The sequence below is a fragment of the Stenotrophomonas sp. NA06056 genome (genome assembly GCF_013364355.1).
Lineage (GTDB): Bacteria > Pseudomonadota > Gammaproteobacteria > Xanthomonadales > Xanthomonadaceae > Stenotrophomonas.
Genome location: NZ_CP054931.1, coordinates 1,924,703 through 1,949,855, shown reverse-complemented (window position 1 = coordinate 1,949,855; position 25,153 = coordinate 1,924,703). Strand labels below are relative to the sequence as shown.

The following is a 25,153-nucleotide window of genomic DNA, read 5'->3' as shown; positions in this document are numbered from 1 at the left end:
CCCGTGCTCATGACGCAGGCGCCAGGCCATCGGCCACGGTACGCCGGTAGGCCAGCAGCGCAGGCAGCAGGCCTGCAACCGCACTGATCAACAGCACCCCACCCACCCAGGCCAGTTCGCGCGCATCCGGCCAGACGTGGGTGATCGACAGTCCGAAATTGGCCAGTGCCCAGCTGCGCCCGGCCACGCTGGCACAGGTCAGCACCGCCAGCGCAAACACACAGGCCATCGCTGCGGTGGCCACGGCTTCCACGACCAGCAGGCAGGCCACATAGGCTGGACGCGCACCGGTAGCGCGCAGCACCGCCATCTCTCGACGACGCTCCTGCAGCGTCGATACCAGCAGCGCCATCAGCGAAACCATGCCCAGCAGCACCACCATCGCACTGATCAACTGCAGCGCGCGCTCGGCGGTCCCCAGCGACTGCCAGAGCTGCTGCAGGGTCACGCCGGGCAGGATCGCCTGCAACGCTTCGTCGGGATACTCGTTGATGCTGCGCTGCACGCCGAACGTTGCGATGCGCGAGTTCAGGCCCAGCATGAAGGCGGTGATGCTGGTCGGGGTCAGGTCGAGCTGGCGTGCCTGCTCGGCGCTGACATGCTGGCTGCGAAGCTGCACGCCGGAGCGCCAGTCGACATGGATCGCCTCGATCGCCGGCAGTGACACCAGCACGGAAGAATCCACCGGCGTGCCGGTCCGCTGCAGGATGCCGGCCACACGGAACGGCTTGTCCGCATGCGTGGCCAGGGTTACCCCACCGGTGCCATGGGCCAGCACGATGTCAGCGCCGAGGCCGATGTGCGCCGCCTGCGCGACTTCAGCGCCGACCACCGCGTCATACAGGTCGTCGAACGGCTGGCCCTGCGCGAATGCCAGCGGATGCCCTGCGCCATGCCGGTAGTGTTCGAAGTAGCCGACAGTGGTGCCGATCACCCGATAGCCCCGCCAGGAATCACCCAATGACAGCGGCACTGCCCATTTCACCTGCGGCAGCGCGGACAGTTCCTGGTAGGACTGCCAGGACACGTTGTTGGTCGGATCGCCGATATGGAACACCGAGTACAGCAGCAGGTTCACCGGCCCCGAGCGCGCGCCGACGATCAGATCCGTACCCGAGACGGTGCTGGCAAAACCTTCGTGGGCCTGGGTGCGGATGCGTTCCACGCCCAGCAGCAGGACCACGCTCAGCATGATGACCAGCACGGTCAGGCTCACGCTCAAAGCGCGGCTGCGCAGGCTGGCCCAAGCCAAGTCAAACATGCGCACCCCCTGCCCGGTTCAGATCACCCAGCGACAGCACCTGGTCGAACAATGGCTGCAGGCGGTCATCGTGGCTGACCACCAGCGCGGTGGTGCCGGCGGCGCGGCACTGCGCGGCCATCAGCTGCACGAAGGCCGTAGCCGCATCGGGGTCCAGCGCCGAAGTCGGTTCGTCGGCCAGCAGTACCGCCGGGCGACCGATCAAGGCGCGGGCAGCGGCAACACGCTGCTGCTGCCCCACACTGAGCGTACCCGCCGCACGCGGCATCAGCGCCGGATCCAGTTGCAGTGCATGCAGCAGGCGCGCGATCTCGGCGTCCAGCCCACCCTCGATGCGCGCGTTTCGCAGTGGCGAGAAGCGCACGCCCAGCGCGATGTTGTTGCGCACGCTCAGGAACGGCAGCAGGTTGAACTGCTGGAAGATCACGCCCAGCTGGTCGGCGCGGAAGCGATCGCGCGCCGCGGCACCGAGCGTATTCACAGCATGGCCGGCAACACGGATACTGCCGCGGCCCGGCAGCAGGATGCCGGCCAGCAGGCCCAGCAGCGTGCTCTTGCCCGAGCCGCTGGTGCCGCGCAGCAGCACGCTGCTGCCCGCGCTCAGCTGCAGCTGTGCGATGTCCAGCACTGCTCGGTCTGCGTAGCCGAACTGCACGCCCTGCAGGTCGATGATGACGGTTTCGTTCATGGCGCCAGCGGCACCCGCAGGTTGTCGGCAGTCACCACGTTGCGGCTTTGGCCTGCCGACGTTGCGCTATTGACGATCACCTCGTGCAGCCCCGGGAACAGCGTGGGCAGCGGCAACACCAGCCCACGCAGCGCCGCCGGGTTGGCGCAGCGGTAGCGCAGTGCTGCGCTGAATCCAGCGTGCCTGTGCTGGCCCGGCTGCGCCGCCATCGCCACGGGCGCAAAGCCCTCCGCAGTCGCCTCGGCATGGTCCAACCGGCACCGCGCAGCGCTCGGCAAGGTGACCCAGCTGCCGCTCTGCAGGATCGATCGCGCCCGCGCCAATGCGGCCTGTTCGCGGCTGTCGGCAGGTGGTCGTTCGAAATCGAGGATGCCGATGCCCGGCGCACGCAGTGCCAGCTCCAGCGTTCCCTGGTCCACGGCCAGATCGACATCGGCCTGGCCATGGACATGCGCATCGAGATGGCGCACGTCGTGGGCGTTCGCAGAATGGGCAGCAAGCAGCAGTAGAAGGGCGGCAGAACGTTTCATGAGCGAGCTCCGTATTGTTACTATGTAACATTATGGACCACATCCCGACCTCGCCCGCAAGGGCCCGCACCCAGCCGCCAGCTTCGGCACGCTGGCATCCCCGCTTCGATCTGGCAGGCGCCTGGCTGTCGCTGGCCTGTGCCGCGCATTGCGTGGCGCTGCCCTTGCTGCTGGCCTTCACGCCCGCGGCGATGATGGCGCTGCGCTCGTTCCAGCACCCTGGCCACGCGGCGATGACCGCGCTGCTGGTGATGTCGCGCTGGGAATGGCTGTTCGCGCTGCTGGCCTCGACGATCGCCCTGCTCAGCACCGCCGCCGGCCAGCGCCGCCATCAGCGGGCACTGCCGCTGTGCGTGGCCCTTGCAGGCGCAATCCTGCTGCTGTCTGCCTCGCTGTACCTGCCATTGAAGGAATCGCTGCTATGGCATGGCGCTGCCACCGCCTGCGGTGGGGTGATGCTGGCCGTCGCACATCTGCGCAACCGGCGGGCCCTGCGGTCCGCCGGCTGGTGACCCTTCAGAACCGGTAGCCGACCTCGGCGCCGACAATGCGCGGGCTGTCAACCGGCCCGTAGTAGTTGCCATCGCGGCCGAAGGCCAGGTTGTCGAAGATCAGGCCGTTGATGCGGCGTTTGTCGGTCAGGTTCTGCACGAACACGCGCGTGCTCCACGGCCCACGCTCGTAGCCCAACTGCACGCCCAGCACCGCCACGGCCGGCTGGAACGCGCGGTTACGCTCGTCCAGCGCGCTGGAGCCGGTGAACTGCGACTCTACCCGGGCATAGATACCGGAATCGAACTGATACCGCGCGGCCAGGTAGCCGGTGTAGTGCGGCGTCAGCTTGACCCGCTTGCCGTGCAGGTTCTCCTGCGGGCTGACCCACAGCTTGGTGTACGTCGCATCGACATAGCCGACATTGGCCATCACCGTGAACCCCGGCGCGACTTCAAACACCCCTTCCAGCTCTGCACCGCGCGAACGTATCGAGGCATCCGAGCCCACGTAGTCGGAGGAAATCGGCCGGCCGTTGGCATCGGTGGCCACCTGGATTTCCTGCCAGTTGTCCGAGCTGATATGGAACAGCGCGCCACCGATATGGCCACGGCCGCCCGCCAGGTTCATCTTGAAGCCCACTTCATGGCTCCACATGCGTTCGGATTCGTAGCGCAGCACCTTGTCGTTGATCACATCGCTCTGCGCGGCGGCCAGGTTGAAGCCGCCGGGGATATAGCCCTTGGCCGAGGCGGCATAGAACGACAGATCATCGCTGGCGTCGTAGCGCAGCGAGACCCGCGGCAACGTGGCCGAGAACGTATGCGCCAGGGCTGCGTCGCGGTAGCGCACCAGCCCCCCCGCGCCCAGGTCGAGGAATCCGGCGCGCTGCTCGGTTGAACGACGGGCCTGCTCGTGGCGAATGCCGAGGCTGGCAGTCAACTTCGGCAATGCCGGCAGCGTGTAGCTGGCGGTGGCGAACACACTGTAGTCCTCACCCTTGGAGGTCTGCCGCGGTGCCAGGTTGTAACTGTCCAGGCCGCGCAGCGCCGCGCCGACGAAGGTGCCCTGGATCGAATCCTTGTCGATGCGGTAGGTCGACACACCTGCCATCCAGGTCAACGCCTGATCGCTGGGCGAGCTGAAGCGCGCCTCGGCATTCCACGCATTCTTCTTGTCGTAGATGTAACCGGCCAGCGCCGAGCTGGCGGTCATGTCGAAGTCGTAGCCGGCCGAGGTGGTTTCCTCGCTGCGGTACGAGGCGGCGACATCCAGGGTGCCGGCCTGCAGTTGCCACTGCGCGCCTAGGCCTGCAACGGTCTCGTCCTTTTCGGTGCGCTTGGGCGCATCGTTGATGTAGGTGAAGTCACCTGCGTGGCGGCCACCATTGAGGCGGTCGCCATAGGTGCGGTTGTACAGGCCGGTATCCAGCGGCAGGTACTCGTACTCGAACATGCCCGGTGCGCGCGTGCGCAGGTGATAGGCCAAGGCATTGACGGTCACGTAGTCGCTGGGGCGCCAGCGCAGCTTGCCCTGCAGGTAACCCTCTTTCACTTCGCCGCGCGCACCGTACGGGGTCAGGTTCTTCAGGTAGGCATCTTCATCGGAGCCCATGAACGCCACCGAGCCCGACAGCGTACCGTCCTTGCTCAGCGGGCCTGCCAGGAAGCCGTCCACGGCCGTACCGTTGCCGTTGCCGAACCAAGTGCTGCGCACGTTCACCTCCCCCTCGCGGGAGTCGGCAGGGCCACGCGTGCGCACCAGCACCAGCCCCGATTCGCTGTTGGCGCCGTACAGAGTGCCCTGCGGCCCCCGCAGCACCTCGACCGATTCAACCTGGTTGAGTACCGCGTTGCTCAGCTCGCGGAACGGAATGCCATCGATGTAGACCGACGCGCGGTTGACCAGGAAAGGATTGGATTCGATGCCGCGGATGGAAATGAACATGTTGCTCAGCTGGCCCATCACGTTGAACTTCACGTTGGGGGCCAGCTTGTCCAGGTCACGGAACTCGGTGACACCGGCTTCTTTCAGCGCCTGCCGGTCAAGCACGGTCACCGACAGGTCACTCTTCAGGTAGGGCGTGTCGCGCTTGGAGCCGGTGACCACCACGCCATCGAGGGTTGTGGCATCGGCGGACTGCGCGTGGGCGGGAAGGACAGGAACGAGCAACGACGCTGCGACGAGGGCAACGGAGGAAACAGGGGCTTTCAAGGGGAACCTCATGAGGAGCGGAAACGCGCCTGGCGGGCCGGCTGGCGCAAACTGTTATCCTGTAACATTCGGCGCTCGCCGCCACTCCATTGCAGTCAGCGCTGCTCCATTCCGGGACCCGCCATGCCCGCCCTCGCCGACCAGTTGCACCGCGAAGCCGCCCAGCCCATGGCGGGAACCTTGACCAGCGAGGATGGCTCGGTCGTTCTGCTGCGCCATGGCTTCCAGGCCAGCGAAGGCGCCATGGGGCACCCGCACCAGCTGCGACTGGGCCTGCTGCTGGCCGGTGGCGGCGATCTGTACCAACGCACCACGGCCGGGGTGCTGCAGGCGCCGTGGCTTCCGGGCCAGTTCAACGTGGTGCTGCCGGGCGATCATGGTCACTACGCCAGCCCTGCGGTGGAGCTGCTGGGAATGGCCATCGACACCGCGCAGTGGCGCGACGCGCCTGGCGGCTTCCCGGACATCCACTCCCTTTCCCTGCGCCTGCACCGCGACCCGGTCATCGCCTCCGTACTGCACGCGCTGTGGTCCAGCGCGCAGGTTGACGCCTGCCTGCCCGGCTTCCTGCAGTACGGCGCAGAGGTGGTGGTACGGCGATTGGCCCAGCTTGCCGGCCATCCGCCGGCCCGGCCGCGGATGGCCGCACCGCTCTCATCGCGGCAACTGCGCAAGCTGCAGGACTTCGTCGATGAACACCGTTTCCAGCCGCTGGATGTCGCCGCACTGGCAGGCGTACTCGGCATGCAACCGACCACCTTCAGCCGCGCACTGCGCGCCGCCACCGGCATGCCGCCGTATGCCTACCTGACCCAGCACCGCATGCACTGGGCGCAGTGCGCACTGTCCAAGGGCGAGCGCGTCACTGACGTTGCACTTGCCTGCGGCTATGCCAATCCCAGCAAGTTCAGCGCTGCCTTCCGCCGCGTTGTCGGCATCCTGCCGTCAGGGTGGCCACGCCGGTAGATCCACGCCACGCGTGGATGGGCCGCCGTGCGCGCGCTCCGGCTCGAACACTCCCGCCACCCAGTCGATGAACACCCGCAGCCGCGGCGATGGCGTGCGGTTGCGCGGATAGACCAGGCTGACCGGGCTCGGCGTGGGGGGCATGTCGGGCAACAGCTCCAACAACTGCCCGCGCGCGATATAGGGGTCCATCCGGTAGCGCGGCGCCTGGATGATGCCCAGCCCGGCCAGCGCGGCACCAAGGAACGCGTCGGCACCGGACACCCGTACGCGCGCCGGCAGTGGCACATGGCGCACCTGGCCGTCCTGCTGGAACTCCAGTGGAATCAGCTGACCGGTGGCGCTGGAACGGTAGCCGACCATCTGGTGGCCGGCGGCCAGCGACGCGATTGTCTGCGGCTGCCCGTGCGACTGCACGTAGGCAGGCGACGCCACCGTGACCTCGCGCAGCAGCGCCAGGCGCCGCGCGGCCAGATCACTGTCAGCCAAGGTGCCTACGCGGATGGCCCCGTCCACGCCCTCGCGCAGCAGGTCGACATAGCGGTCGCCCTCGCTGACCTCCAGTTCGATGTCCGGGTACCGCTGCAGGAAATCGGGCAGATGCGGAAACAACAGGTGACGCCCGAGCGTACCGTGCACTTCGATGCGCAGCGGTCCACGGGGTGGCACGTCACGGAACGCGGCTTCGGCATCGTCCATGTCCGCGATCAGGCGCAGGCAGCGGCCATAGAACGCCTCGCCTTCCAGCGTCGGAACCACCACGCGCGTGGTCCGGTGCAGCAGGCGCACGCCGAGGCGAGCTTCAAGCGCCTTGATCGCGTCGGTCACCGTGGCCCGCGGCAGCTCCAGGTCTTCAGCGGCACGGCTGAAGCTGCGGCGCTCGACGATCCGGACAAAGGCACGCAGGGCAGTGAATCGATCCATTGTTCGGCCGGCCGGATGATGTTTCCGGATTATCCATGATTATCCGCAACGGCGGAGAGACGAAGATAGTCCGGCGCCATACCGGCGCGACCTTCTGGAACCTGCCATGACGTCCCCTGCTTCCGTTCCTGTCGCCCTGGTCACTGGCGGCTCCCGCGGCATCGGTGCTGCCATCTCGCGCCGTCTGGCCGCCGATGGCCACGCCGTGGTGATCAACTATGCCGGCCGCCGCGACGAGGCCGAAGCACTGGCTGCCGAACTGACCACCAATGGAGGCCACGCCGTGGCCCTGCAGGCCGATGTCGCAGACCCGCAGGCCGTGCAGGCACTGTTCGGCGCCATCGAAGCACGCTTCGGTGGCATCGACGTGGTGGTCAACAGCGCTGGCGTGCTGCAGTTGGCTGCACTGGCCGACAGCGATGATGCACTGTTCGAGCGCGTGATCGGCATCAACCTCAAGGGCGCCTTCAATGTGCTGCGCGAGGCCGCGCGGCGCGTGCGCGATGGTGGCCGCATCGTCACCCTGTCGACCAGCGTGGTTGGCATCAAGCTGGAAAACTACAGCGTCTACTCCGCCAGCAAGGCCGCCGTGGAAACCATGGGAGCCATTCTCAGCAAGGAACTGCGTGGGCGCGGCATCACCGTGAATTCGGTGGCACCGGGGCCGACCGCCACCGCTCTGTTCCTGGACGGGAAGTCGCCGGAGCTGATTGATCGGCTGGCGAAGATGAACCCATTGGAGAGACTGGGAACGCCGGAAGACATTGCCGGTGCGGTGGCGTTCCTGGCGGGTGCCGATGGTGGCTGGATCAATGGCCAGGTGCTGCGGGCCAATGGTGGGATGGTGTAGATCGCATGCCAACCAAGGTTGGCATCCACCAGATCACGCCACATCGGTAGTCGCCCACCTTGGTGGGCGCTGCGTCACCGGCTCATCGAATACGGCGCCTGCGCACCCTGCCCCGGCCAATCCCTGTTCGGTTCGGCCTGCATGCTGAAATGCAGTTCGCCACCGGCGAGGATCTCATCATGGCGCAGGAAGGTGCGCTGCAACGGCTTGCCGTTGAGGGTCACGCTGCCCACATACGTGTGCTTGTCATCCAGGCCTTCGGCCACGATGGTGAAGGTCTTGCCATTGGGCAGGCGCAGCGCGGTCTTCGGCAGGAACGGGCGGCCGAGGATGTACTCGCCCGAGCCCGGTGCCACCGGGTAGAAGCCCAGCGCGGTGAACACGTACCACGCCGACATCTGGCCGACGTCATCGTTGCCGGCCAGGCCGTCGGGGCGGTCGGCGTACTGCGTGTCCATGATCTGTTTCAGCCGCGCCTGCGTGCGCCACGGCTGCCCGGCATGCGAGTACAGGTAGGCCACGTGGTGGCTGGGCTCGTTGCCATGCGCATACCAGCCGATCAGCCCGGTGATGTCTTCCATGTGTTCGAAGATGGCCGGATCGACCTTGGCGTTGAACACTTCATCCAGGCGCGCCAGCAGCGCGTCGCTGCCACCATGCGCGGCTGCAAGGCCTGCAACGTCCTGCGGCACGTACCACGAATACTGCCAGGCGTTGCCTTCGGTGTAGTCGGTGCCGTAGCCACTGGCGCTGGGGTCGAACGGCGTGCGGAAGCTGCCATCGCGCTTGCGCGCACGCATGAAACCGGTGTCCTTGTCGAAGGCATTGCGCCAGTTGCCAGCACGCTTGTCGAAGGTTGCCGCCACATCGGCCTTGCCCATCGCCTGTGCCATGCGCGCGATGGTCCAGTCATCGAAGGCGTACTCCAATGTCTTGCTGGCTGCCTCGCCTTCTTCATCAATCGGCACGTACCCCAGCTCGCGGTACTGCGCGATACCGTCGTACGGGCCGTAGTTGGCAGTCTCCACCATCGCCTTCAGCGCCTTGTCCGCGTCGAAACCGCGGATGCCCTTCACGTAGGCATCGGCGATCACCGGCACTGCGTGGTAGCCGATCATGCACCAGTCTTCCAGGCCGTGGAAGGACCACACTGGCAGCATGCCGTAAGGGCTGTGCTCGTGATGGGCCAGCATGGAATTGACGAAATCGCTGTTGCGCTTCTCCGGCTGCACGAGCGTCAACAACGGATGCAGGGCGCGGTAGGTATCCCACAGCGAGAACGTCGAATAGTTCGTATAGCCCTTGGCCTGGTGCACGGCGTTGTCAGCGCCGCGGTACTGGCCGTCGGCATCCATGAACAGCGTCGGCCCCAGCAGCGTGTGGTAGAGGGCGGTGTAAGCGCTGCGACGTGCGTGCTCCGGCGCATCGATATCCAGCACCGATAACGCCTGCGTCCACTCCTGCTTTGCCTGCGCACGCACGCGGTCGAAATCGAAGTCGGCTACTTCGGCATCCAGGTTGGCAATCGCACCGGCCTCGCTGACCGGCGAAATCGCCACCTTCACCACCAACGGTGCGTCCAGCTTGCCGAAGTCGAAGGTGCCGACCAGCTGCCGCCCCTCAATCTGCGCTCGCTGTTTCGGATCCTTCTCGCCCGGGGGCGCGAAGCCCTTGTAGACGATGTCCTGCTCGGTGTTGTGCAGTTCGTGCCCGGCCAGCGGCCGCGAGAAGCGCATCGCGAAATACAGCTGGCGGCCGGCGGCCCAGCCGCGCGTCTCACGGAAGCCAGTGATGGTGCCATCGCCACGCACGCGTACCCGCGACCACAGGATCTTGCCCGGGTAGTCGTACATGCTGGTCCGCATGTCCAGCAGCACCTTGGCCTCGCTGCCCTTCGGGAACGCGTAGCGATGCACGCCTACGCGGGCGCTGGTGGTCAGCTCGGCGCGAACCTTGTAATCGTCCAGGGTGACCGCGTAGTAGCCCGGCTCGGCCTTCTCGTCATCGTGGCGGAAACGCGAGGCGTAACCACTACGCGGCTTTTCCGGGTCGCCGCGCTCCAGGCCCGGATTGCCGGTGAACGGCATCAACAGGATGTCGCCCAGGTCGGAATGGCCGGTGCCGGAGAAATGCGTGTGCGAGAAACCGACGATGCTGGTGTCGTCGTAGCGGTAGCCCGCCGCCCAGCCGTAGGCCTTCTCGCGCGGCTGGATGCGCGTGTCGGGGCTGAGCTGGACCATGCCGAACGGCACCGTCGCACCGGGGTACGTATGTCCCTCTCCGCCGGTACCAATGAACGGATCAACCGAGGCGTAGGCCTTGTCGGCAGCGGTCTTGGCCGGGGCGGCCGCAGCCAGGCCGGAGGCGAACATCGCCGTGGCGGCGACAGCGATCAGGAGACGACGGTCCAGCGTGGGCATCGGCATTTGGATCGATTCAGGTGGTACCCAGATCCTAGCATCGGGGTGGCGGTGTCGCATGCTGCGCTGCGGTCATGCATGACGACCCGCCCTGCCGGGCGAGGGATACGGCGACAGGGCGGGCGGAATCATCAGCGAGCTGCCAGCTCCTTTCCATCACTGGCCTGGCACCAGGTCTTGCCGCTCGCCGGGCATCCACTGGCATCGCCCAACAACTGGCCGAGCAGTGCCTGCCATTGCTCCCGGTCCTCCATGTACCACTGCACGCCGTGCTCATGGTGGCCTGTCGCCGGCGCCGGGAAGCCGATCACCATCAGTTGCCCGGCCTGCGGTGCGAGCGCCTTGCGTGACCATTGGAATGCTTCGGCGGTGCGCACGGCCATGCAGGTGTTCCCGCCAATGGCGCATGACACACCCAGTTTGGTGGCCGCTTTGTCACGTGGGCTGGTGCCGAGGATCAAGCGCGTCGGTACTACGCCTTTCGTGCCCTGGGCGAAGCCGTCGAAGGCGCTCAGTGGCTGCGCCGGAATCAACATGGCCACTCGCAGGTCCGTGATGTTCCTCGGCACGGCGTAGGCGCCATCAAGCGCGCCGGCACGCTCCTTCAGCTGTACCGACCCCTCGAAGCCGCGATAGCTGTGACTGCCGTCGCCCAACGCGTTGGTCACCACGTAGGCCCCGGAGCTGTGGGTGAATATCCTCACCCGCAGGTCTGCATCCAGCTGATTCAGCACACGGCGCAGTTGCTGTCCCACGCGCGGGCCGTTGTACTGGGCCTCGCCCCAGATGCCGATGCCGGCGTCGTTTCCCAGCAGCCCATCCCAATACACGCGAGTGCTGCGTACTTGCGGATAAGCCTCCAACACCGCCTTTTCGAAGGGCACGAGCCACTTGTTGGCGCCGCGGAAATCGTTGTTGAACCCGTGCACCACCAGCAGCACGTCCGCGCCCTTCTGTGCATTCAACTGCTTGACTACCGTCCTTCGCAGCGCGTCCTGCACCGCCTCCCAATCACGGTCGAAATCGCTGCTGCCTTCAACCTGCGCATGCGCAAGCAGCTTCTTCCATCCGGGCTTGCCGGTACTGGCCTGCCATCGGTACATGCCACGCAGCGTCACCACTTCCAGTGGCGCTACGGCACCCACATCCGGATCGAGGGTCAGCATCGCCGCGGTATCAACCGGCACGCCGAACGGCGGATACAGATCGCCGGCGCGGTCGAGGAAAATGGCATCGGGCGCCTGCTGCCTCTCTCCGTCCGGGTACACCACGTTGGCGGCGTGTGCCGTGCTGACTGCGAGCGTCGCGGCAAGCATCATCATGTTGCTCAGAAACCTGTTCATCGTTACCCCCTGTTCGTCCAATGATCGACAAATGGGCGCGGCAAGCCGCCCATCGATGCAGTTGCAACGGCAGACAACGGTCCTGCGGGTTCGATACCGACGCCTTCCCCGGCGCCGGCCCCGCCGTTATACCGCATCACGCCACGGCCTGCCCGTGCCCGGGAGGACGTCGACCAAGGCATGCCTCTGACGCATGTGGCCTTGCAGAAGTACAAGCCGTTGCATGGAAACCACGCGGCTCGCCTGAGATCCTTTTCGAATCATTGGCGACAACAGGAGGGTCTTTGATGACGCTGCATATCGCGATTGAGGCCACACAGATGAAGTCAGGCCATGGCCGACGCTACCGGTGGCGAGCAAGCGAATGCGGCAGGGGTTCTACAGGTTGGCAATCCGGCCCGCGACCTGCGCACGATGGCACCGCAGCGCACACCCGCTGCCGGGTGTGGAACCCCGAAATGAGCCCTGGGAGCTGCTTGCCTTGACTGCGGCGGGCGGTGCGCGGCGGCCGCATGGCCCTTCGGCTTTTCCCAAAGCTCAGCCGAAGTTCCAACCCCGCATCGCCCACCACCCTTCCGGGGGGCCACGTCCTTCAAGGAGCCATCGCATGTCGCATGAACCGCCCATCCTGACCCCGGAAATGGAATCACTGTTCTTCCGCATCGAGCACGCCCTGAACATCGCCGAGGGCATGGCGATGCTGATCGGCGAGAACGAGCCGGCCGATCCACAGGTGCTTCTACGACCGGGCTACAGCCTGCAGAAGATCACGGTGGCGATGATGGCGCTGAGCCAACATGGCAGGCGGTTGCTGCATGAACTGCGCGAGCAGCACGTGCGGGTGACGCTGCATTGAAGCGTGTAGAGCCGAGCGCATGCTCGGCTCTGGTGTGATCGAGCACTACGCTTGCTGGCGGAGCAAACCGAGCATGGGCTCGGCTCTACAGGAGCCGGTCAATCCGGCAGCGCGCTCTGCAGCGTTGCAAGGTCTGCCGCATCCACCGGCCGCACCACGCGCGCCACTTCCTTGCCATCACGCAACAGGATCACCGTCGGCCAAAGCCTTATCTGGAACGAGCGGCCCAGCGGCTTGCCCTTGCCGTCTTCGATCTTCCAGTGCGCCAGGTCATGCGCGTCCACGAAGGCCTGCAGTGGCGGTTGCGCGGCCTGGCAATGACCGCACCAGGGCGCGCCGAATTCCAGCAGCAACCAACCGGCCTGCGCATCCACCTCCGCACGGGCCGGTTCGGCGGCGACATGATCACGCATGAAGGGCATGCCGCTTACGCCTGCAGCGTGCGCTGGATGTCTTCCAGCGGCGCGTTGGTCAGATCCTTGGCGATATCGACCAGCAGCCGCGCCTGCGTCTCCTTGTGCAGCAACGGACGGATGCGGCCCAGCGTGGTGGGATCGGCGATAAGCACCAGATGCGCGTAGCGGTTGTTGAGCGCATCTTCGTTGAGCTGCTCGGCCACCTGCTTGGCGAAGGTCGCTTCGTTGAGCTGCGAGATCGACATGTCCTTGGGCACCGCGCCGGACGGCCCCTGCCCGGACACACCCTGCTGGCTGATGTCCTGCAGGCGCAGCTCGCCCTCCTGCTTCAAGGTGAGCTTGTGCTCGCTGCCGACGTTGGTGAATACGCGGGCCGAGCCACCATCGGCGACGACAACCAGAGTGCCTTCGGGAATGCGACGGGTCATGCGTTACTCCTTGCGTTGGTTCGTAGCCACCGTAAAAGGCGTGGCGTGAGCGAGGTGAGCACAACATGTTCATTCGATGTGCGCGGGTCATCTGCATGAACAGGCGACGTGGAACGCTGCGTTCGTGCTGGCGCGATTCTCGGCACGCTCACACTGTAATCGTTATCATGAACGCATGATCGACACGACCCACTGCGCGTCAGCACCTGTTGCTGGCATGCGGGAAGCACTGCCGACTGGCGCTTCGCTTTCCATCATTGTTTCCCCCTCGCCTTTCCATCGCCTCGCGCTGGATCCCGGCGGATGACGCCTGCGGGCCCTGCCCCGCCCGCACACTGCGCCTGTCACCACCACGCGTGCACTGACACGTAATCGGACCTATCCGATTGTCCTGCATTCTGGCAGCAGGCAATGCTTGTCGCGTGCACGGCGTTCATCGCGCACCGCTTCCGCCCCGTTCCGGGCCTTCCATTCGATGCCCCTGCGCCTGCTGCGCCTGCATCGCCGTTTCCGACGTTCGGGACATCCGTACCGCGCATTCCATTTCCATTCTTCCAAGGGAGTCCCCATGCAGGACAACTCCGATGCCCATGCCCATTTCGGCTGGTTCAAACGCCGCCGCCATCTGAAGGTCGACGAGATCACCGTTGTCGACAAACCCATGCTCAAGCGCGCCGTGGGCGCCGCTGCACTGGGCAATGCGATGGAATGGTTCGACTTCGGTGTCTACGGCTATCTTGCCGTCACCATCGGCCAGGTGTTCTTCCCGTCCAGCAACCCCACTGCGCAGGTAATCGCTGCGTTCGCCACGTTCACCGTGGCCTTCCTGGTACGCCCCCTGGGCGGCATGGTGTTCGGGCCCCTTGGCGACCGCTATGGGCGCCAGAAGGTACTGGCCTTCACCATGATCATGATGGCGCTGGGCACCTTCGCCATCGGCCTGATTCCCTCTTACGAACGCATCGGCATCTGGGCGCCGGTGCTGTTGCTGCTCGCGCGCGTGGTGCAGGGCTTCTCCACCGGCGGCGAGTATGGCGGCGCAGCAACGTTCATCGCCGAGTACTCCACCGACCGCAACCGCGGCCTGATGGGCAGCTGGCTGGAGTTCGGTACGCTGGGCGGCTACATCGCCGGTGCCGGTACGGTCACCGCACTGCACATGCTGCTGAGCAGCGGACAGATGCTGGACTGGGGCTGGCGCATTCCGTTCCTGGTGGCCGGCCCACTCGGCCTGCTGGGCCTGTACATGCGCATGCGGCTGGAGGAAACACCGGCCTTCCGCGCCTATGCGGAAGAGGCCGAGAAGCGTGACCACGAGCGTCCGGGCCTGGGTGAGCTGCTGCGCGTGCACGGCAGGCAGTTGATCGTGTGCATGGGTCTGGTGCTGGTGTTCAATGTGACCGATTACATGCTGCTGACCTACATGCCCAGCTACCTGAGCGTGACCATGGGTTATGCGGAGAGCAAGGGCCTGCTGCTGATCATCATCGTGATGCTGGTGATGATGCCGTTGAACATCATTGGCGGCCTTTTCAGCGACAAGCTGGGCCGACGCCCGATGATCATCGGCGCCTGCATCGCGCTGCTGGTGCTGGCGGTGCCGAGCCTGCTGCTGGTGGGCAGCGGCAACGACTGGCTGATCTTCCTTGGGTTGATGCTGCTGGGCCTGGCGCTGGTGTGCTTTACCAGTTCGATGCCCTCCACGCTGCCGGCATTGTTCTACACGCCGGTACGCTACAGCGCGCTGTCCATTGCGTTCAACGTGTCGGTGTCGCTGTTTGGCGGCACCACGCCGCTGGTCACCGCATGGCTGGTGGAACGCACCGGTGATCCGCTGGTGCCGGCCTACTACCTGATGGGTGCAGCGGTGATCGGCCTGATCACGATGATCTTCGTGAAGGAAACCGCCGGCCTGCCGCTGCGCGGTTCACCGCCGGCCGTGGGCTGCGACAAGGAGGCAGCCGCGCTGCTGAAGAGCGATGCACCGGTAACGGTTGACCGCGCCCTGCCGCCGTTGCCGGAGGCGGCAGAGCCGGAACAGGTGACTCCGGCCTGAGCAAGGCCGGCAGGGCCGGGCAGTGCCTGGCCCTGCCGGCTGTGCACGCTAGTCGACGCGGGTCAGCTTGCCCGGCGTCCAGCGCAGGGTCCAGACATAGTCGCCATCCGGCGGGCAGACATGCTTGTAGTCCATGACATCGCAGGTGCTCGCACCGGCAACGACCTTGAACGCGACGATGATGCGGTCACCTTCGATCCTGATGGAGTGCACTGCACCCGGAATCTGCTCGCCCGCATCATCGCCGTAACCTGACGCGCGGATGGCGGCGAAGTCCTCTGCCTCCACTCGCGACAGGCTCTTGGGGTTTTCCTTGCCGCGTGGATCATCCGCTGCCAGTGCCGTCATCACCGCAATCACATTGCTCTGTGCGAACGAGCCACCGGTATAGGTAGAGGTGTAGAAGTACACCACCTCGGCGCGCCCATCACCGTCCAGATCGGCAACGGCGGTCCACACAGGGCGGAAATCACTTTCAATGTCATCGCCCGGGATACGACGCAGCGAGGCCTCGGCTGCGTGGAACGCCTGTACCAGGCTCGGTGGCGATGCGGTCGACGCCGCAGATGCTGGAGCGCAGCCGACCATCGCGTAAAGCGCGAATGCGGCCGGCAGCAGGATGGAACAGGACGATGCAGATCCGTGCATGGTGTTCTCCTTGGTGGATGCCCTGCATGCGCCGGGCATGGCCCGGCGCTGCCGTTGATGCGGATTACTCGGCGCGGCTCAGCTTGCCCTGGCTCCAGCGATACACCCAGGCGTGCTGTCCTTCCGGTGGGCAGGCTACCTTGCCACGCACGCACAGCTTTGAATTGCGGGTGCTGTTGAAGGTCACGCGGATGCGGTCACCGTCCAAGGTGATCGTTTCCATTTCACCGGGAATGTGCACGGCAGTGTCATCGGCGTAACCGGACGCGCGGATCAACGTGTAGGTTTCGTCGTCATAGGCGGATTTTCCCGGTGACGCGGACTGGCCCCGTGCATCGGCTTCGGCCAGCGGGGTCATCACCACCAGTTCGTTGAGCTGCATCGCGCTTCCGGTCTGGGTCGCGGTGTAGAGATAGACGATCTCCGGGCGGCCATCGCCATCGAGGTCGGCATTGCCGGCCCACAGCGGGCGGTAGTCGTACTGGCTGTCGGTGCCCGGGTGCAGGCGCAGGGACGCCTCGGCTGCACGACGTGCCCTGTCGTAGCTCATCGGCTCGTTTTTCGCCTCGTCCTTGGCATCGGCCGGCATTGCATCCTGTGCCAGCAGCGGTGCCGCCACCGTCAATGCCATGGCCGCCACCAGCGCGCGCAGGCCAATGGCCTGCCAATGCTTCCGCTCGTACATCCCTGTTCCTCGATCAATGAATCTGCGGAGTCGGATCATCGCACAGGCGGGCCGGCAAGCGACGTGCCGTCCGCATGCAGCTCCATCGCACGCATGACGATGGGCTTGGCCCAGTCCGGGGTATGCAGCAGCTCCACCACCGACACCGGATACTGCAGGCCCAGGCGATCCAGCGCCAGCACCGGCAAGGGGGCAACACGCCCATGCCGATCGGCTGGCGCACTGTTGTCATACACGTGCAGTTCGGCGAGGTGCGGCATCAATGCCAACAGGTTCTCGCGCGCGGAATCGAAGCGGGCGCGGATCTTGTCCTGCGGGATGTCGTGGCCACCGGCGGCAACGCGGGTCGCCACACGGGCCACATGCAGTTCAACCGTAGCCAATCCGCAGAACCAGATCGCCACGTCGTGTTGACTGCAGGCCTCGCGCAACAGGCGTGGAATGGTGTTGCCGCCCAAGGTGGTTTCAAAGGCGAAGTCGCTGCCGTCAGCGATGGCCTTGCGCAGCCGTCGTGCGCCCTCCTGCCACGCTTCAGCGTTGGCTTCGGGCAATGACCAGCCCGCCTCCACCAGGCGTCGGGTGAAGCTGTCCGGGTTGTACCAGCCCAGGCCGTCGGCCTCCAGCCAGGTGCCGAGCAGCGAACTCTTGCCGGCGCCGTTGACGCCGGCCAACGCCAGTATCCGCCCCACGATTCAGAGCGGACGGCCGAGCGCGACCTTATGGCCGCGGCGGATCGGCTTGCCCATCACCTTGCCCAGCCCCTCACCCCGCTGCAGCCCAACCAGCGCCTGGTCGAACTCGGTACGCAGGCGTGAAAGCACGTCGCTGCGCTCGTCAGCGTCGCCACCGCTCGCCCTGGCCAGCAGCTCCTGGTAGGTCCTGATGTCCACGATCACCGCTTCGGGGTGGTTGTGGTTGGTGATGACCAGCGCCTGCTTCTCGCGCACGGTACGCATCAGGCTGGGCCAGCCGCGGGTCTTGACCGAGGACGCCGGGGCCTTGTCGAGGCCAGGCAGGTCGAGCGGGAGGGTCATGGCACGGCTCCAACGGAGGGGTATGGGCCCACTATACCCAATTTGGCCAAATTGGGGATAAATGGACTATTCCGCCCCGCCCCTCCCGCCCCGCCCGGCGGATCAGAACGCCCGTTCCCATTTCAGGCTCAGCAGGCTGCGGTCGTGGCTGTACAGCCAGTCCACGTTGCTGTCGATGCGCGCGTAGCGCAGGCTCAGGCTGGGTACCAGGCCAGCAACGGCCAGGCGCTCGCTGCGCACGATGGCAATCAGGTTCTGCTCGCTGTCCTGTCGCCGTGCTTCCAGCAGCGGGCTCCAGGCATCGTAGTCCCGCTCGCGCAGCGACACGAACACGGTGGCCGTGGTGTCACTCCACTGGCGTGCTGCGCCCAGGCGCAAGCCACGCTGGCGATAGCCATTGGCAGGATCGGCGGCGCTGCTGTCACTCAGGTCGACCCCGGCAAACAACGTCCAGCGTGGATTGAGCGCGCGGAACCAGGTGGCATAGATCGCCGCCAGCTCACCGTCGTAGTTGCTGGCCAACCCCTGCTGCCGATAGCGTTGGCGCTTCCAGTCCGCCTCCAGCTTGAGCAGGCTGCGCGCATCCAGCGCGAACTGCCATTCGCCATGCATGCCACTGCCGCCCTGCAGGGCGCGATTGCCCTGCGCTTGGTAGTCATAGCTGGGCGCCAACAGCAACGTGTGGCGGGCGCTGCGCCAGCTGTAGCCGGCCTGCAGGCTGGCGTTGAGTTCGTTGTACTGGCGGTGGTCGCGCCATATCTGGCCGAAGGCGAGACCCCGCACATACAGTCCATGGTGACCGGCGAGCGGCAGGCGCCGCTCCAGGCTGCCGTCGAAATCCAGGCCGAACGCAGCCTGCGCATCGGGCAGCGTGCGCTCGATGAAGCAGGTGGTGCCGTCGCCGAACAGGCAGGTGCGGCTGGCCGAGCTGCGGTTGATGTTGTCACTCCAGGCCGGGCCCAGCGCCATTGCACCTTTCCAGTGCTGGCGCGCCCGCAGGGCCTCCAGATAACTGTCCACCCGCGTACGCACGCCGGCGGTAGCGACATCATCGCTGTCGATGCCGGCGGCGATCGCGCTGAACAACGCCATGGCATCGCGGTCGCGCTGATCTTCGGCATAGACACGCGCCAGCTCCAGCCGCGCCGGCAGGAAGTCCGGCTGTGCGGCGAGCACAGCCTCGTATTCGGCGGCGGCCTTGCCATGCTGGCCGCCCACCCGCGCCAGTGCGCCCTGCGCATAGTGGCGTAGCAGCGGGTCGTGGCCCGGCAGTTCGATGTACTCGGCAAGGAAGGCGGCGACGGCCTGCCACTGCTGGTGCTGCAGCGACAGGTAGAGCGCCTGGCCGAGGTCGTCGACGTTGCGTTCGACCCGATACTGCTGGCCGTCGATGGTCACCGTGGGGCGCTCGCCTTCGGCCTGGCGCAGGCGCTGCAGGTCCTGCTGCTGGTAACGCAGTTCACTGCCCTGTTCAAGCACACGGCGCAGGTCATCCTGCTGGGCGTGGGCATCGTTGGCCGGCCATGCCAGCAACAGGACGAAAAGAAAGAGAAGGTGGCGCATGCTCGATCCGGTTGAAGCAACATCGCGGGCCGAAGCAGGGACTGGCGGATCGCGGCTTGTCCCTGCTCTGCCCCGTCAGGGGCGTGGCGATCAGTTCTTGCTGCCGCCGAAGGCGGTGTCGTACTGGCTGTTGCCGGCGAAGGTGGCGATACCGGCCAGGGTGGCGGCGTTGGCGCCGAAGAACTGGCCCTGACTGGTGCCGGCAACCGTACCGTTGGCCGTGGCCGAACCGGCGAACGACGCGTTGGCGCTGTTGATCGATGCGGCCACGGCCACGGTCAGGCCCGAGCCGGCCAGCGCGCCATTGAGGCGGCCGGTGCCGAAGTCAGCGCGGAAGGTACCGCTGAGCAGGTTGCTGCCACTGAACTTGTTGAGACCTGCGACGGCGTAGGTGGCCACGCCTGCCGGCAACGTGGTGCCGGTGCGATCACCGACGAAGTAGACCTGACGGTTGTTGAAGCCGCCGGCCGCGCCATCCTTGGACCATTCTCCGAACCAGACATCGCCGCTACCGACCTTGACGAAGTTGAAGTGGCCCATGCCGGCATGGTTGCCCGGGGTACCGGTGATCGGCATGGCGAGGGTGCGCACGGTGGTGCCGTTGATGACGGTGGGTGCCGAGTAGGCACTCAGGCCCTGGAAGTCCACACGCGTGCCACCTGAGACGGTGCCGACGCCGATACCGGCCTTGCCAGCGACGTGCGGGCCACCATTGACCTGCGATTCGCCGACATTGACGTTCAACTGCGGATCGGTGACGGCGCTGGCGGCACCGACGATATCGGCAGCGTGGGCCGCACCGGCCAGGGCCAGGCTGGCGGCGACGGTGAGCAGGGAACGGGAGATCATTTTCATGGAAAAACTCCTTGGATTGAGGGAACTACAGGTACAACGCTTGAATCGGTGAGGCTTCAGAAGCGCGCGGTGACTGCGAGCTTCAGGGTGCGACCGGGCGCCGGCAGCGTGGAGCGCGTGGCCGGGTCGACGTAATAGCGGTTGCCAAGATTGCTGCCGACCAGCTCGACGCTGGCGTGGTCGTTGAAGCGCCAGCGCGCATAGGCATCCATCGTGGTGATGTTTCCCCAGGTGAACGGCACGTTCTGCCAGAGCAGGCTGCTGCCACCGGCCAGCAGACGATCGCGGTAGACCTGCAGGTCCGGGTTGTCATGGCGCCGGTAGTGCACGATGCGGCTGCCCAGTTCCAGCCGCTCATCGAACAGGCGCGTGCCCAGTGACAGGTTCACCGACAGCTTGGGAATCGCCTGGGTCAGCAGGTAACCACCCACGAAGCCGTCCTGTACGCAGTTCGGCACCAGCCCGCGGTTGGCGTCGAGCAGCACCGCGCTGCTCTCGTCGCACACCTCGTTTTCCAGCGTGCGCGCGATACCCAGGTCGCTGAAGAAGCGCCGGTTGTCGAAGCGCGCCTGCAGTTCGATGCCGCGGATGGTCTGCTTGTCGATGTTGTCGAACAGGAAATAGGCATCGCGCTCGATCACATCGCGCGTCTTGTGCACGTAGTAGGCCAGCTTGACGTCGGCATCGGCCGTGCCGCCAAACAGCGCCGACAGGTTGTGCACATAGCCCAGCTCGTAGTTGTAGGCATGCTCGGGCTTGAGCGCGTACAGCGGATTGAGGCTGCTGGAGAAGGCAATGGTGCTCTCGAACATGCTCGGGAAGCGCACCGCCTCGCTATAGCGCAGGTAGATGCGCGCGGCCGGCGACAGGTTCATCGCTGCCGAGAACGTGGGCAGCCAGGCATGGTCGCGACGGCGGGTATTGCGTCCATCCACCGGCCGCGACTGCACTGTATTGCGGATGCTGCAGACCAGGTCGCTGCCGGGGAACACCGGCAGCGCGCCGGGGATGGCGGCCACTTCGCCATTGAGGCACGGATTGGTGGCACGGGAGTAGTTGCCGTCGGCATCGGGCAGCCAGGCGATGGTGTGCTCCACCGGCTGTGGCGTCTGGTAACTCTGCAGCAGGCCACGGATCGCATCGTCGACGAACCAGCCCATGCCGATGCTCTCCCAGAAGGCGCGCTCGGCCTCGAGCGAATCCACCTGTGCCTGCACGCTGGCTGGGCGCTCCGGCAACTCATTGACCCGGTAGGTCGCCTGCTTGCCGCCCACCCCGCGGGTCAGCAGTTCGGGATGCTCGCCGAGGAAGTCATCAAAGGCCCAGTAGCGGCTGTAGCGCACGCCGGCATTGAGGGTGAGGAAATCGACCGGGCGCCACTCCAGCGTGAGGTAGCCCTCGCCTTCCTGGCGACGGCCCGCGCGCGGGTACATGCGCCAGCCATCGCTGACGCCGAAGTACGGGTCTGCCGACCCCAGTTTTTCATATTGCCAGTTGCCGCCCACGGTCAGGTCAAGCGTGGAATGCAGGCCGAAGCGGTTGCTCAGGGTCAGCCCGGTACGGTCGTTGCGCGCATTGGCCAGGGCGGTGTTGCGCAGGATCGGGCTGCGGCTGGAATCCCAATCGGGGTTGCCCGTGGCGAAGTTGGGGAAGCCACCGGCGGTATAGGTATCGCTGTTGGTTTCGGTCCGCCACAGGTTGGCGCGCAGGTCGAGCCAGCGGCTGCCGGCCGGCTGCCAACGGTACTCCAGGTTCCAGGCATCGGAATCGACCCGGCTGAGCGGCCACTGGATGCGCCCGTAATCCGGTGCGGACAGGATGCGCGAGGGCATGATCTCGCCATAGTGCGAGAGGGTGTGCCGCCAGGTAGCCTTGAGCTGCTGGTCATCGTTGATCTGCCAGGTGCCCTTCAACAGCCACGATTCCTGTTCGCTGGAGGTATTGGGCACTTCATCCCCCGGCTTGAAGTAGCGCGCCAGCGTGGTGATGTAGTCGATGCCCTGGTATTCGTACTGCTCGCGTGGCTCCTGGTCGTAGTAGGCACTGCCCTTGCTACCCGAGAAATAGTTGCCACGCTTGCGCCACGCGTACGCCGCCATCACGTCCACCCGCTCACCGCGCCAGCCCAGCGCCAGGCGCCAGGCCTGGTCATCACCATCGAACGGGTTGTCACCGCTTCGCGATTTCACCGGCACCACCAGGGTGCGGTCAGCATAGGGCGAGTTCGGCGACTGCTGCGGGAAGCCATCCACCGTGCGGTAGTCCTCGCCGGTGTGCAGCCGTGGCAGGCGCGGTGACACCGCATTGCTGCTGCCTTCGATCTTCAGCTCCCCGCCGAAGCGCTCACCGGCCGGCACGATGTCATCGACGTCGAGGGTCTTGATGACCATCGCTCCGCCGATGCCGCTGTGTACATCGCGCACCAACGCTGGCCCCTTGATGACCTGGATGCCACCAATCAGGTTGGGATCGATGTAGTTGCGGTTGCTGACGCCGTTGTAGCCCCGCCATACGGTCAGCGCCTGCTCGCCACCGTCGATGCTGACCGGCACCCGTCCGGGCCCCTGGATGCCGCGGATGTTGAGGTCCAGCGCACCGCTGTTGCGGGCGTCACCGCTGAACACCCCGACCAGGTCCTTGACCACGTCGGCGGGGTTGGCGCCGCGGTAGCGCTCCACCCGTTCGCGACCGGAATAGGCCGTACTCAGGTCGAGCGCGAACACATCGTCGTATCCCCAACGATCACGTGTTTCGCCGCCGTCGGCCTGCAGGCGCCCGCCCACTTTCAGGGTGTCGGTGACCACTACCCCAGCGTCATCGGCGGTGGCCTGCAGGGTCCAGGTACCGCCCGGCTCCTGCTGCGCGCGCAGGCCACTACCCTGCAGCAACTGCTCCAGTGCTTCGGCGGGGCCGTACTGGCCCTGCACCGCACGCGAGCGTCGCCCCTCCACCAGATCGCTGCGGAACACCACCTGCACCTGCGACTGGCGGCCGAAGCTGCGGACTGCGTCGGCCAAGGCCTGTTCGGGAATGGCATACGCGCGCACGGAGGCGGCATCGGCCTGGGCACGGGCGGTCGGCGCCCATGCGAAGGGAAGCAGTGCCGTGGCGATGGCCATGGCAAGGACGGTGGCGCGGCGATGACGGGCAGATGCCGGGAACGGCATGAACGGTGACTCCTCAAGGTGGCGGGACCGTGCGCACATCGGGTGCACGCGGTTCGGTTGGCTTGAGAAGAAACGCGGTTTCGCTCTGGCTATACCACTAGAGACAACGCGGGATGGGATCTGCCCACGGTTTTTTGGGTTGATCGGCAGATCATCGAATCACACCAGTAGATCCACGCCATGCGTGGATGAACCCACCCGCCACCCGCCCGGGATCACCACAACAACAACGCGCCGCCCGGCAGGCGCTGGCTGCGCAGGCCGGCCTGCTGGGCCACGGCGGCAATGGCCGCATCGGCCTGCTGCAGATGGAACAACCCGCTCACCGCCACCTGCGCGCCCTGCCCGCGCAGAACCCAGACCGGCGCACGCCGATAGCGGGCAAGACGCTCGATGGCCTGTTGCGCAGGCAGATCATCAATGACGATCTCGCCGCGTCGCCACGGTGCGATGGCATCCACATCGGTCAACTGCAGCGGCTGCAGCCAGCGGCCATCACGGAACGCGCGTGCCTGCCCGGCCTGCAGCCGCTGCGCAGCGACATGCCCCGGCCTGACCTCGACTTCGCCTTGGCTGACCTCGGTGGTCACCACGGCATCCTGCAATGCAACGCTGAACGCCGTTCCGATGTCACGGATCTCGCCACCGCCTGCCTCCACCTCGAACGGTCGTGCTTCGTGCGCGACCTGGAACCAAGCGCTGCCACGCAGCAACCGCAGGCGGCGCTGGCCATCGCTGAAATCAAGCGCCAGCGCGCTGCCTGCGTCCAGCATGGCGGTGCTGCCATCCTGCAGCTGCACGGTGCGCGGCGCGTTGCCGCTGCGCACATCGCTGCGGACCAGCAGCCACGCGTGCGGCGCCGCTGTCACCGAAAGCAGCAGCACCGCCGCGCTGGCAAGCAGCCAAGGCAGTCGACGCCGCGGTTGCAGCGGCCGAAGCGCCGGTTCGGCAGTCAGTTGCGGAAGTGCGGCCAGTACCTCCGGGCCGGCGGCATCCAGGCTCTGCCAGAAGGCCTGCTGCTGGCGCCAGGCATCGACATGCCGGGGATCGGCCTGCAGCCAGCGTTGCAGGGCGCGTTGCTGGCGCTCCGGCAACCGGCCCGCATTGCACCGTATCACCCAGCGCAACGCCTGCCTGGCCTGACGCGGCGAGGGTGTGGACGTAGTCATGATTGTGGCCTGCAGCACCACCAACGGGTGCGCCTTACAGTTGAGACAACGACGGGCGGCATCTGCCCACGGCACATACATGTCATGCACGGCTTCCCTGCTGGTGTTGCTGGATGAGCAGCGCCGCACGCAGCACGTACTTGCCCACCACGCTCTTGGAAATACCCAGGCGCACGGCGATCTCGCGCTCGCTCAGGCCCAGGTAACGGTTGAGCACGAAGCACTCGCGCACCTGTGGCGGCAGCGCCAGGATGGTCTGGCTGATCTCGCGCAGCTGGGCCTGGTCCAGCGCCTGCGCCTCACCATCATTGCGGGCATCGGCCAGGTCGCTGGCGTACTCGGCCATGGCTCGCCGTTCGCGTGCGTCGGCCTGGCTGCGGTTGAGCGCGTGGTGGTAGGCCATGCGGTACAGATACCCGCGCGGCTCGAGGATGGGCGGGTCGCCGGGCACGCTGCTGGCCTTCAGGTAAAGGTTCTGCAGGGTGTCTTCGGTACTGGCCGGGTCGAGATAGCGGGCAATGAAGCGGGACAACGCACGGCGCTCGCGGATCAACAGCTCGATCAGCGCCAGGGCATTGGGAGACATAA

At 66.0% G+C, this 25,153-nt stretch carries 23 protein-coding genes; 5 read left to right on the top strand and 18 right to left on the bottom strand.

The features are described from left to right. Positions 1–7: 7 nt before the first annotated feature. From HUT07_RS08625 to HUT07_RS08615, 3 genes are read right to left on the bottom strand one after another with little or no spacing between them, the layout of a single operon-like run. Entirely contained in the window at positions 8–1,261 is a 1,254-nt protein-coding gene (locus tag HUT07_RS08625; RefSeq protein WP_176020591.1) for an ABC transporter permease, read from the bottom strand. Further along, positions 1,254–1,949: an ATP-binding cassette domain-containing protein gene (locus tag HUT07_RS08620; RefSeq protein ID WP_176020590.1), complete on the bottom strand. Its 696-nt coding sequence runs from the start codon at positions 1,947–1,949 to the stop codon at positions 1,254–1,256. The genes HUT07_RS08625 and HUT07_RS08620 overlap by 8 nt, the downstream gene beginning before the upstream one ends. Next, entirely contained in the window at positions 1,946–2,479 is a 534-nt protein-coding gene (locus HUT07_RS08615) for a DUF2796 domain-containing protein (RefSeq protein ID WP_176020589.1), read from the bottom strand. Before HUT07_RS08615 ends, HUT07_RS08620 begins: the two co-directional genes overlap by 4 nt. 32 nt (positions 2,480–2,511) lie before the next feature. On the opposite strand from HUT07_RS08615, the gene HUT07_RS08610 reads away from it, so the two are divergent. Next, entirely contained in the window at positions 2,512–2,991 is a 480-nt protein-coding gene (locus HUT07_RS08610; RefSeq protein ID WP_176020588.1) for a MerC domain-containing protein, read from the top strand. Between the two features lie 4 nt (positions 2,992–2,995). On the opposite strand, the gene HUT07_RS08605 is transcribed toward HUT07_RS08610, so the two are convergent. Beyond that, positions 2,996–5,143, bottom strand: coding sequence for a TonB-dependent receptor (locus HUT07_RS08605; RefSeq protein WP_254898831.1), 2,148 nt, complete (start codon positions 5,141–5,143; stop codon positions 2,996–2,998). A 165-nt stretch (positions 5,144–5,308) separates the two neighbouring features. On the opposite strand from HUT07_RS08605, the gene HUT07_RS08600 reads away from it, so the two are divergent. Next, the gene (locus HUT07_RS08600; RefSeq protein ID WP_176020586.1) at positions 5,309–6,151 is read left to right on the top strand and encodes an AraC family transcriptional regulator; all 843 of its coding nucleotides are present in this window, start codon (positions 5,309–5,311) and stop codon (positions 6,149–6,151) included. Here the strand turns inward: HUT07_RS08600 and HUT07_RS08595 are convergent. Continuing rightward, on the bottom strand, positions 6,131–7,075 hold the full coding sequence (locus tag HUT07_RS08595) for a LysR family transcriptional regulator (RefSeq protein WP_254898830.1): 945 nt from the start codon (positions 7,073–7,075) through the stop codon (positions 6,131–6,133). The genes HUT07_RS08600 and HUT07_RS08595 overlap by 21 nt on opposite strands. Positions 7,076–7,181: 106 nt before the next feature. Here HUT07_RS08595 and HUT07_RS08590 point away from each other — a divergent pair, with 106 nt between their 5' ends. Then, on the top strand, positions 7,182–7,925 hold the full coding sequence (locus HUT07_RS08590; RefSeq protein WP_176020585.1) for an SDR family oxidoreductase: 744 nt from the start codon (positions 7,182–7,184) through the stop codon (positions 7,923–7,925). Positions 7,926–7,999: 74 nt separating this feature from the next. On the opposite strand, the gene HUT07_RS08585 is transcribed toward HUT07_RS08590, so the two are convergent. Beyond that, positions 8,000–10,351 (bottom strand): GH92 family glycosyl hydrolase, encoded by a 2,352-nt coding sequence (locus HUT07_RS08585; protein ID WP_176020584.1) that lies wholly within the window; start codon positions 10,349–10,351, stop codon positions 8,000–8,002. Positions 10,352–10,476: 125 nt separating this feature from the next. Beyond that, positions 10,477–11,688, bottom strand: a complete 1,212-nt coding sequence (locus HUT07_RS08580; protein ID WP_176020583.1) for a hypothetical protein — start codon at positions 11,686–11,688, stop codon at positions 10,477–10,479. A 607-nt stretch (positions 11,689–12,295) separates the two neighbouring features. On the opposite strand from HUT07_RS08580, the gene HUT07_RS08575 reads away from it, so the two are divergent. Continuing rightward, positions 12,296–12,544, top strand: a complete 249-nt coding sequence (locus HUT07_RS08575; RefSeq protein ID WP_176020582.1) for a hypothetical protein — start codon at positions 12,296–12,298, stop codon at positions 12,542–12,544. A 98-nt stretch (positions 12,545–12,642) separates the two neighbouring features. On the opposite strand, the gene HUT07_RS08570 is transcribed toward HUT07_RS08575, so the two are convergent. After that, positions 12,643–12,966 carry a thioredoxin family protein gene (locus HUT07_RS08570; RefSeq protein ID WP_176020581.1) on the bottom strand — a complete coding sequence of 108 codons (324 nt, stop codon included), beginning with the start codon at positions 12,964–12,966 and terminating at the stop codon, positions 12,643–12,645. Positions 12,967–12,971: 5 nt separating this feature from the next. After that, positions 12,972–13,388 carry a host attachment family protein gene (locus tag HUT07_RS08565; RefSeq protein WP_176020580.1) on the bottom strand — a complete coding sequence of 139 codons (417 nt, stop codon included), beginning with the start codon at positions 13,386–13,388 and terminating at the stop codon, positions 12,972–12,974. A 568-nt stretch (positions 13,389–13,956) separates the two neighbouring features. Between HUT07_RS08565 and proP the strand changes: the two genes are divergently transcribed. Continuing rightward, positions 13,957–15,444: a glycine betaine/L-proline transporter ProP gene (gene proP / locus HUT07_RS08560; protein ID WP_176020579.1), complete on the top strand. Its 1,488-nt coding sequence runs from the start codon at positions 13,957–13,959 to the stop codon at positions 15,442–15,444. 48 nt (positions 15,445–15,492) lie between these two features. Here proP and HUT07_RS08555 read toward each other — a convergent pair whose 3' ends face one another. The 9 genes from HUT07_RS08555 to HUT07_RS08515 all read right to left on the bottom strand — a co-directional run bounded on the left by HUT07_RS08555 (position 15,493) and on the right by HUT07_RS08515 (position 25,151). Next, on the bottom strand, positions 15,493–16,092 hold the full coding sequence (locus tag HUT07_RS08555; protein ID WP_176020578.1) for a hypothetical protein: 600 nt from the start codon (positions 16,090–16,092) through the stop codon (positions 15,493–15,495). A 64-nt stretch (positions 16,093–16,156) separates the two neighbouring features. After that, positions 16,157–16,777: a hypothetical protein gene (locus tag HUT07_RS08550; RefSeq protein ID WP_176020577.1), complete on the bottom strand. Its 621-nt coding sequence runs from the start codon at positions 16,775–16,777 to the stop codon at positions 16,157–16,159. A 35-nt stretch (positions 16,778–16,812) separates the two neighbouring features. Beyond that, positions 16,813–17,466 carry a hypothetical protein gene (locus tag HUT07_RS08545; protein ID WP_176020576.1) on the bottom strand — a complete coding sequence of 218 codons (654 nt, stop codon included), beginning with the start codon at positions 17,464–17,466 and terminating at the stop codon, positions 16,813–16,815. Positions 17,467–17,469: 3 nt separating this feature from the next. Next, positions 17,470–17,811 (bottom strand): type II toxin-antitoxin system prevent-host-death family antitoxin, encoded by a 342-nt coding sequence (locus tag HUT07_RS08540; RefSeq protein WP_176020575.1) that lies wholly within the window; start codon positions 17,809–17,811, stop codon positions 17,470–17,472. A gap of 102 nt (positions 17,812–17,913) precedes the next feature. Continuing rightward, positions 17,914–19,374 carry a porin family protein gene (locus HUT07_RS08535; RefSeq protein WP_176020574.1) on the bottom strand — a complete coding sequence of 487 codons (1,461 nt, stop codon included), beginning with the start codon at positions 19,372–19,374 and terminating at the stop codon, positions 17,914–17,916. A 90-nt stretch (positions 19,375–19,464) separates the two neighbouring features. Next, on the bottom strand, positions 19,465–20,229 hold the full coding sequence (locus HUT07_RS08530; protein ID WP_176020573.1) for a Slam-dependent surface lipoprotein: 765 nt from the start codon (positions 20,227–20,229) through the stop codon (positions 19,465–19,467). 56 nt (positions 20,230–20,285) lie between these two features. Further along, entirely contained in the window at positions 20,286–23,396 is a 3,111-nt protein-coding gene (locus tag HUT07_RS08525; RefSeq protein ID WP_176020572.1) for a TonB-dependent receptor, read from the bottom strand. A gap of 215 nt (positions 23,397–23,611) precedes the next feature. Beyond that, positions 23,612–24,565, bottom strand: coding sequence for a FecR domain-containing protein (locus HUT07_RS08520; protein ID WP_176020571.1), 954 nt, complete (start codon positions 24,563–24,565; stop codon positions 23,612–23,614). An 82-nt stretch (positions 24,566–24,647) separates the two neighbouring features. Beyond that, entirely contained in the window at positions 24,648–25,151 is a 504-nt protein-coding gene (locus tag HUT07_RS08515) for an RNA polymerase sigma factor (protein WP_176020570.1), read from the bottom strand. Positions 25,152–25,153 lie beyond the last annotated feature (2 nt).

What these genes read in the sequence shown, in the direction of transcription:
- HUT07_RS08585 (WP_176020584.1), bottom strand. Translation starts at nt 10,351, where the DNA reads ATGCCGATGCCCACGCTGGACCGTCGTCTCCTGATCGCTGTCGCCGCC.
- HUT07_RS08600 (WP_176020586.1), top strand. Translation starts at nt 5,309, where the DNA reads ATGCCCGCCCTCGCCGACCAGTTGCACCGCGAAGCCGCCCAGCCCATG.
- HUT07_RS08615 (WP_176020589.1), bottom strand. Translation starts at nt 2,479, where the DNA reads ATGAAACGTTCTGCCGCCCTTCTACTGCTGCTTGCTGCCCATTCTGCG.
- HUT07_RS08540 (WP_176020575.1), bottom strand. Translation starts at nt 17,811, where the DNA reads ATGACCCTCCCGCTCGACCTGCCTGGCCTCGACAAGGCCCCGGCGTCC.
- HUT07_RS08565 (WP_176020580.1), bottom strand. Translation starts at nt 13,388, where the DNA reads ATGACCCGTCGCATTCCCGAAGGCACTCTGGTTGTCGTCGCCGATGGT.
- HUT07_RS08610 (WP_176020588.1), top strand. Translation starts at nt 2,512, where the DNA reads ATGGACCACATCCCGACCTCGCCCGCAAGGGCCCGCACCCAGCCGCCA.
- HUT07_RS08520 (WP_176020571.1), bottom strand. Translation starts at nt 24,565, where the DNA reads ATGACTACGTCCACACCCTCGCCGCGTCAGGCCAGGCAGGCGTTGCGC.
- HUT07_RS08535 (WP_176020574.1), bottom strand. Translation starts at nt 19,374, where the DNA reads ATGCGCCACCTTCTCTTTCTTTTCGTCCTGTTGCTGGCATGGCCGGCC.
- HUT07_RS08515 (WP_176020570.1), bottom strand. Translation starts at nt 25,151, where the DNA reads ATGTCTCCCAATGCCCTGGCGCTGATCGAGCTGTTGATCCGCGAGCGC.
- HUT07_RS08530 (WP_176020573.1), bottom strand. Translation starts at nt 20,229, where the DNA reads ATGAAAATGATCTCCCGTTCCCTGCTCACCGTCGCCGCCAGCCTGGCC.
- HUT07_RS08580 (WP_176020583.1), bottom strand. Translation starts at nt 11,688, where the DNA reads ATGAACAGGTTTCTGAGCAACATGATGATGCTTGCCGCGACGCTCGCA.
- HUT07_RS08625 (WP_176020591.1), bottom strand. Translation starts at nt 1,261, where the DNA reads ATGTTTGACTTGGCTTGGGCCAGCCTGCGCAGCCGCGCTTTGAGCGTG.
- HUT07_RS08575 (WP_176020582.1), top strand. Translation starts at nt 12,296, where the DNA reads ATGTCGCATGAACCGCCCATCCTGACCCCGGAAATGGAATCACTGTTC.
- HUT07_RS08595 (WP_254898830.1), bottom strand. Translation starts at nt 7,075, where the DNA reads ATGGATCGATTCACTGCCCTGCGTGCCTTTGTCCGGATCGTCGAGCGC.
- HUT07_RS08555 (WP_176020578.1), bottom strand. Translation starts at nt 16,092, where the DNA reads ATGCACGGATCTGCATCGTCCTGTTCCATCCTGCTGCCGGCCGCATTC.
- HUT07_RS08570 (WP_176020581.1), bottom strand. Translation starts at nt 12,966, where the DNA reads ATGCCCTTCATGCGTGATCATGTCGCCGCCGAACCGGCCCGTGCGGAG.
- HUT07_RS08525 (WP_176020572.1), bottom strand. Translation starts at nt 23,396, where the DNA reads ATGCCGTTCCCGGCATCTGCCCGTCATCGCCGCGCCACCGTCCTTGCC.
- HUT07_RS08590 (WP_176020585.1), top strand. Translation starts at nt 7,182, where the DNA reads ATGACGTCCCCTGCTTCCGTTCCTGTCGCCCTGGTCACTGGCGGCTCC.
- HUT07_RS08550 (WP_176020577.1), bottom strand. Translation starts at nt 16,777, where the DNA reads ATGTACGAGCGGAAGCATTGGCAGGCCATTGGCCTGCGCGCGCTGGTG.
- proP (WP_176020579.1), top strand. Translation starts at nt 13,957, where the DNA reads ATGCAGGACAACTCCGATGCCCATGCCCATTTCGGCTGGTTCAAACGC.
- HUT07_RS08620 (WP_176020590.1), bottom strand. Translation starts at nt 1,949, where the DNA reads ATGAACGAAACCGTCATCATCGACCTGCAGGGCGTGCAGTTCGGCTAC.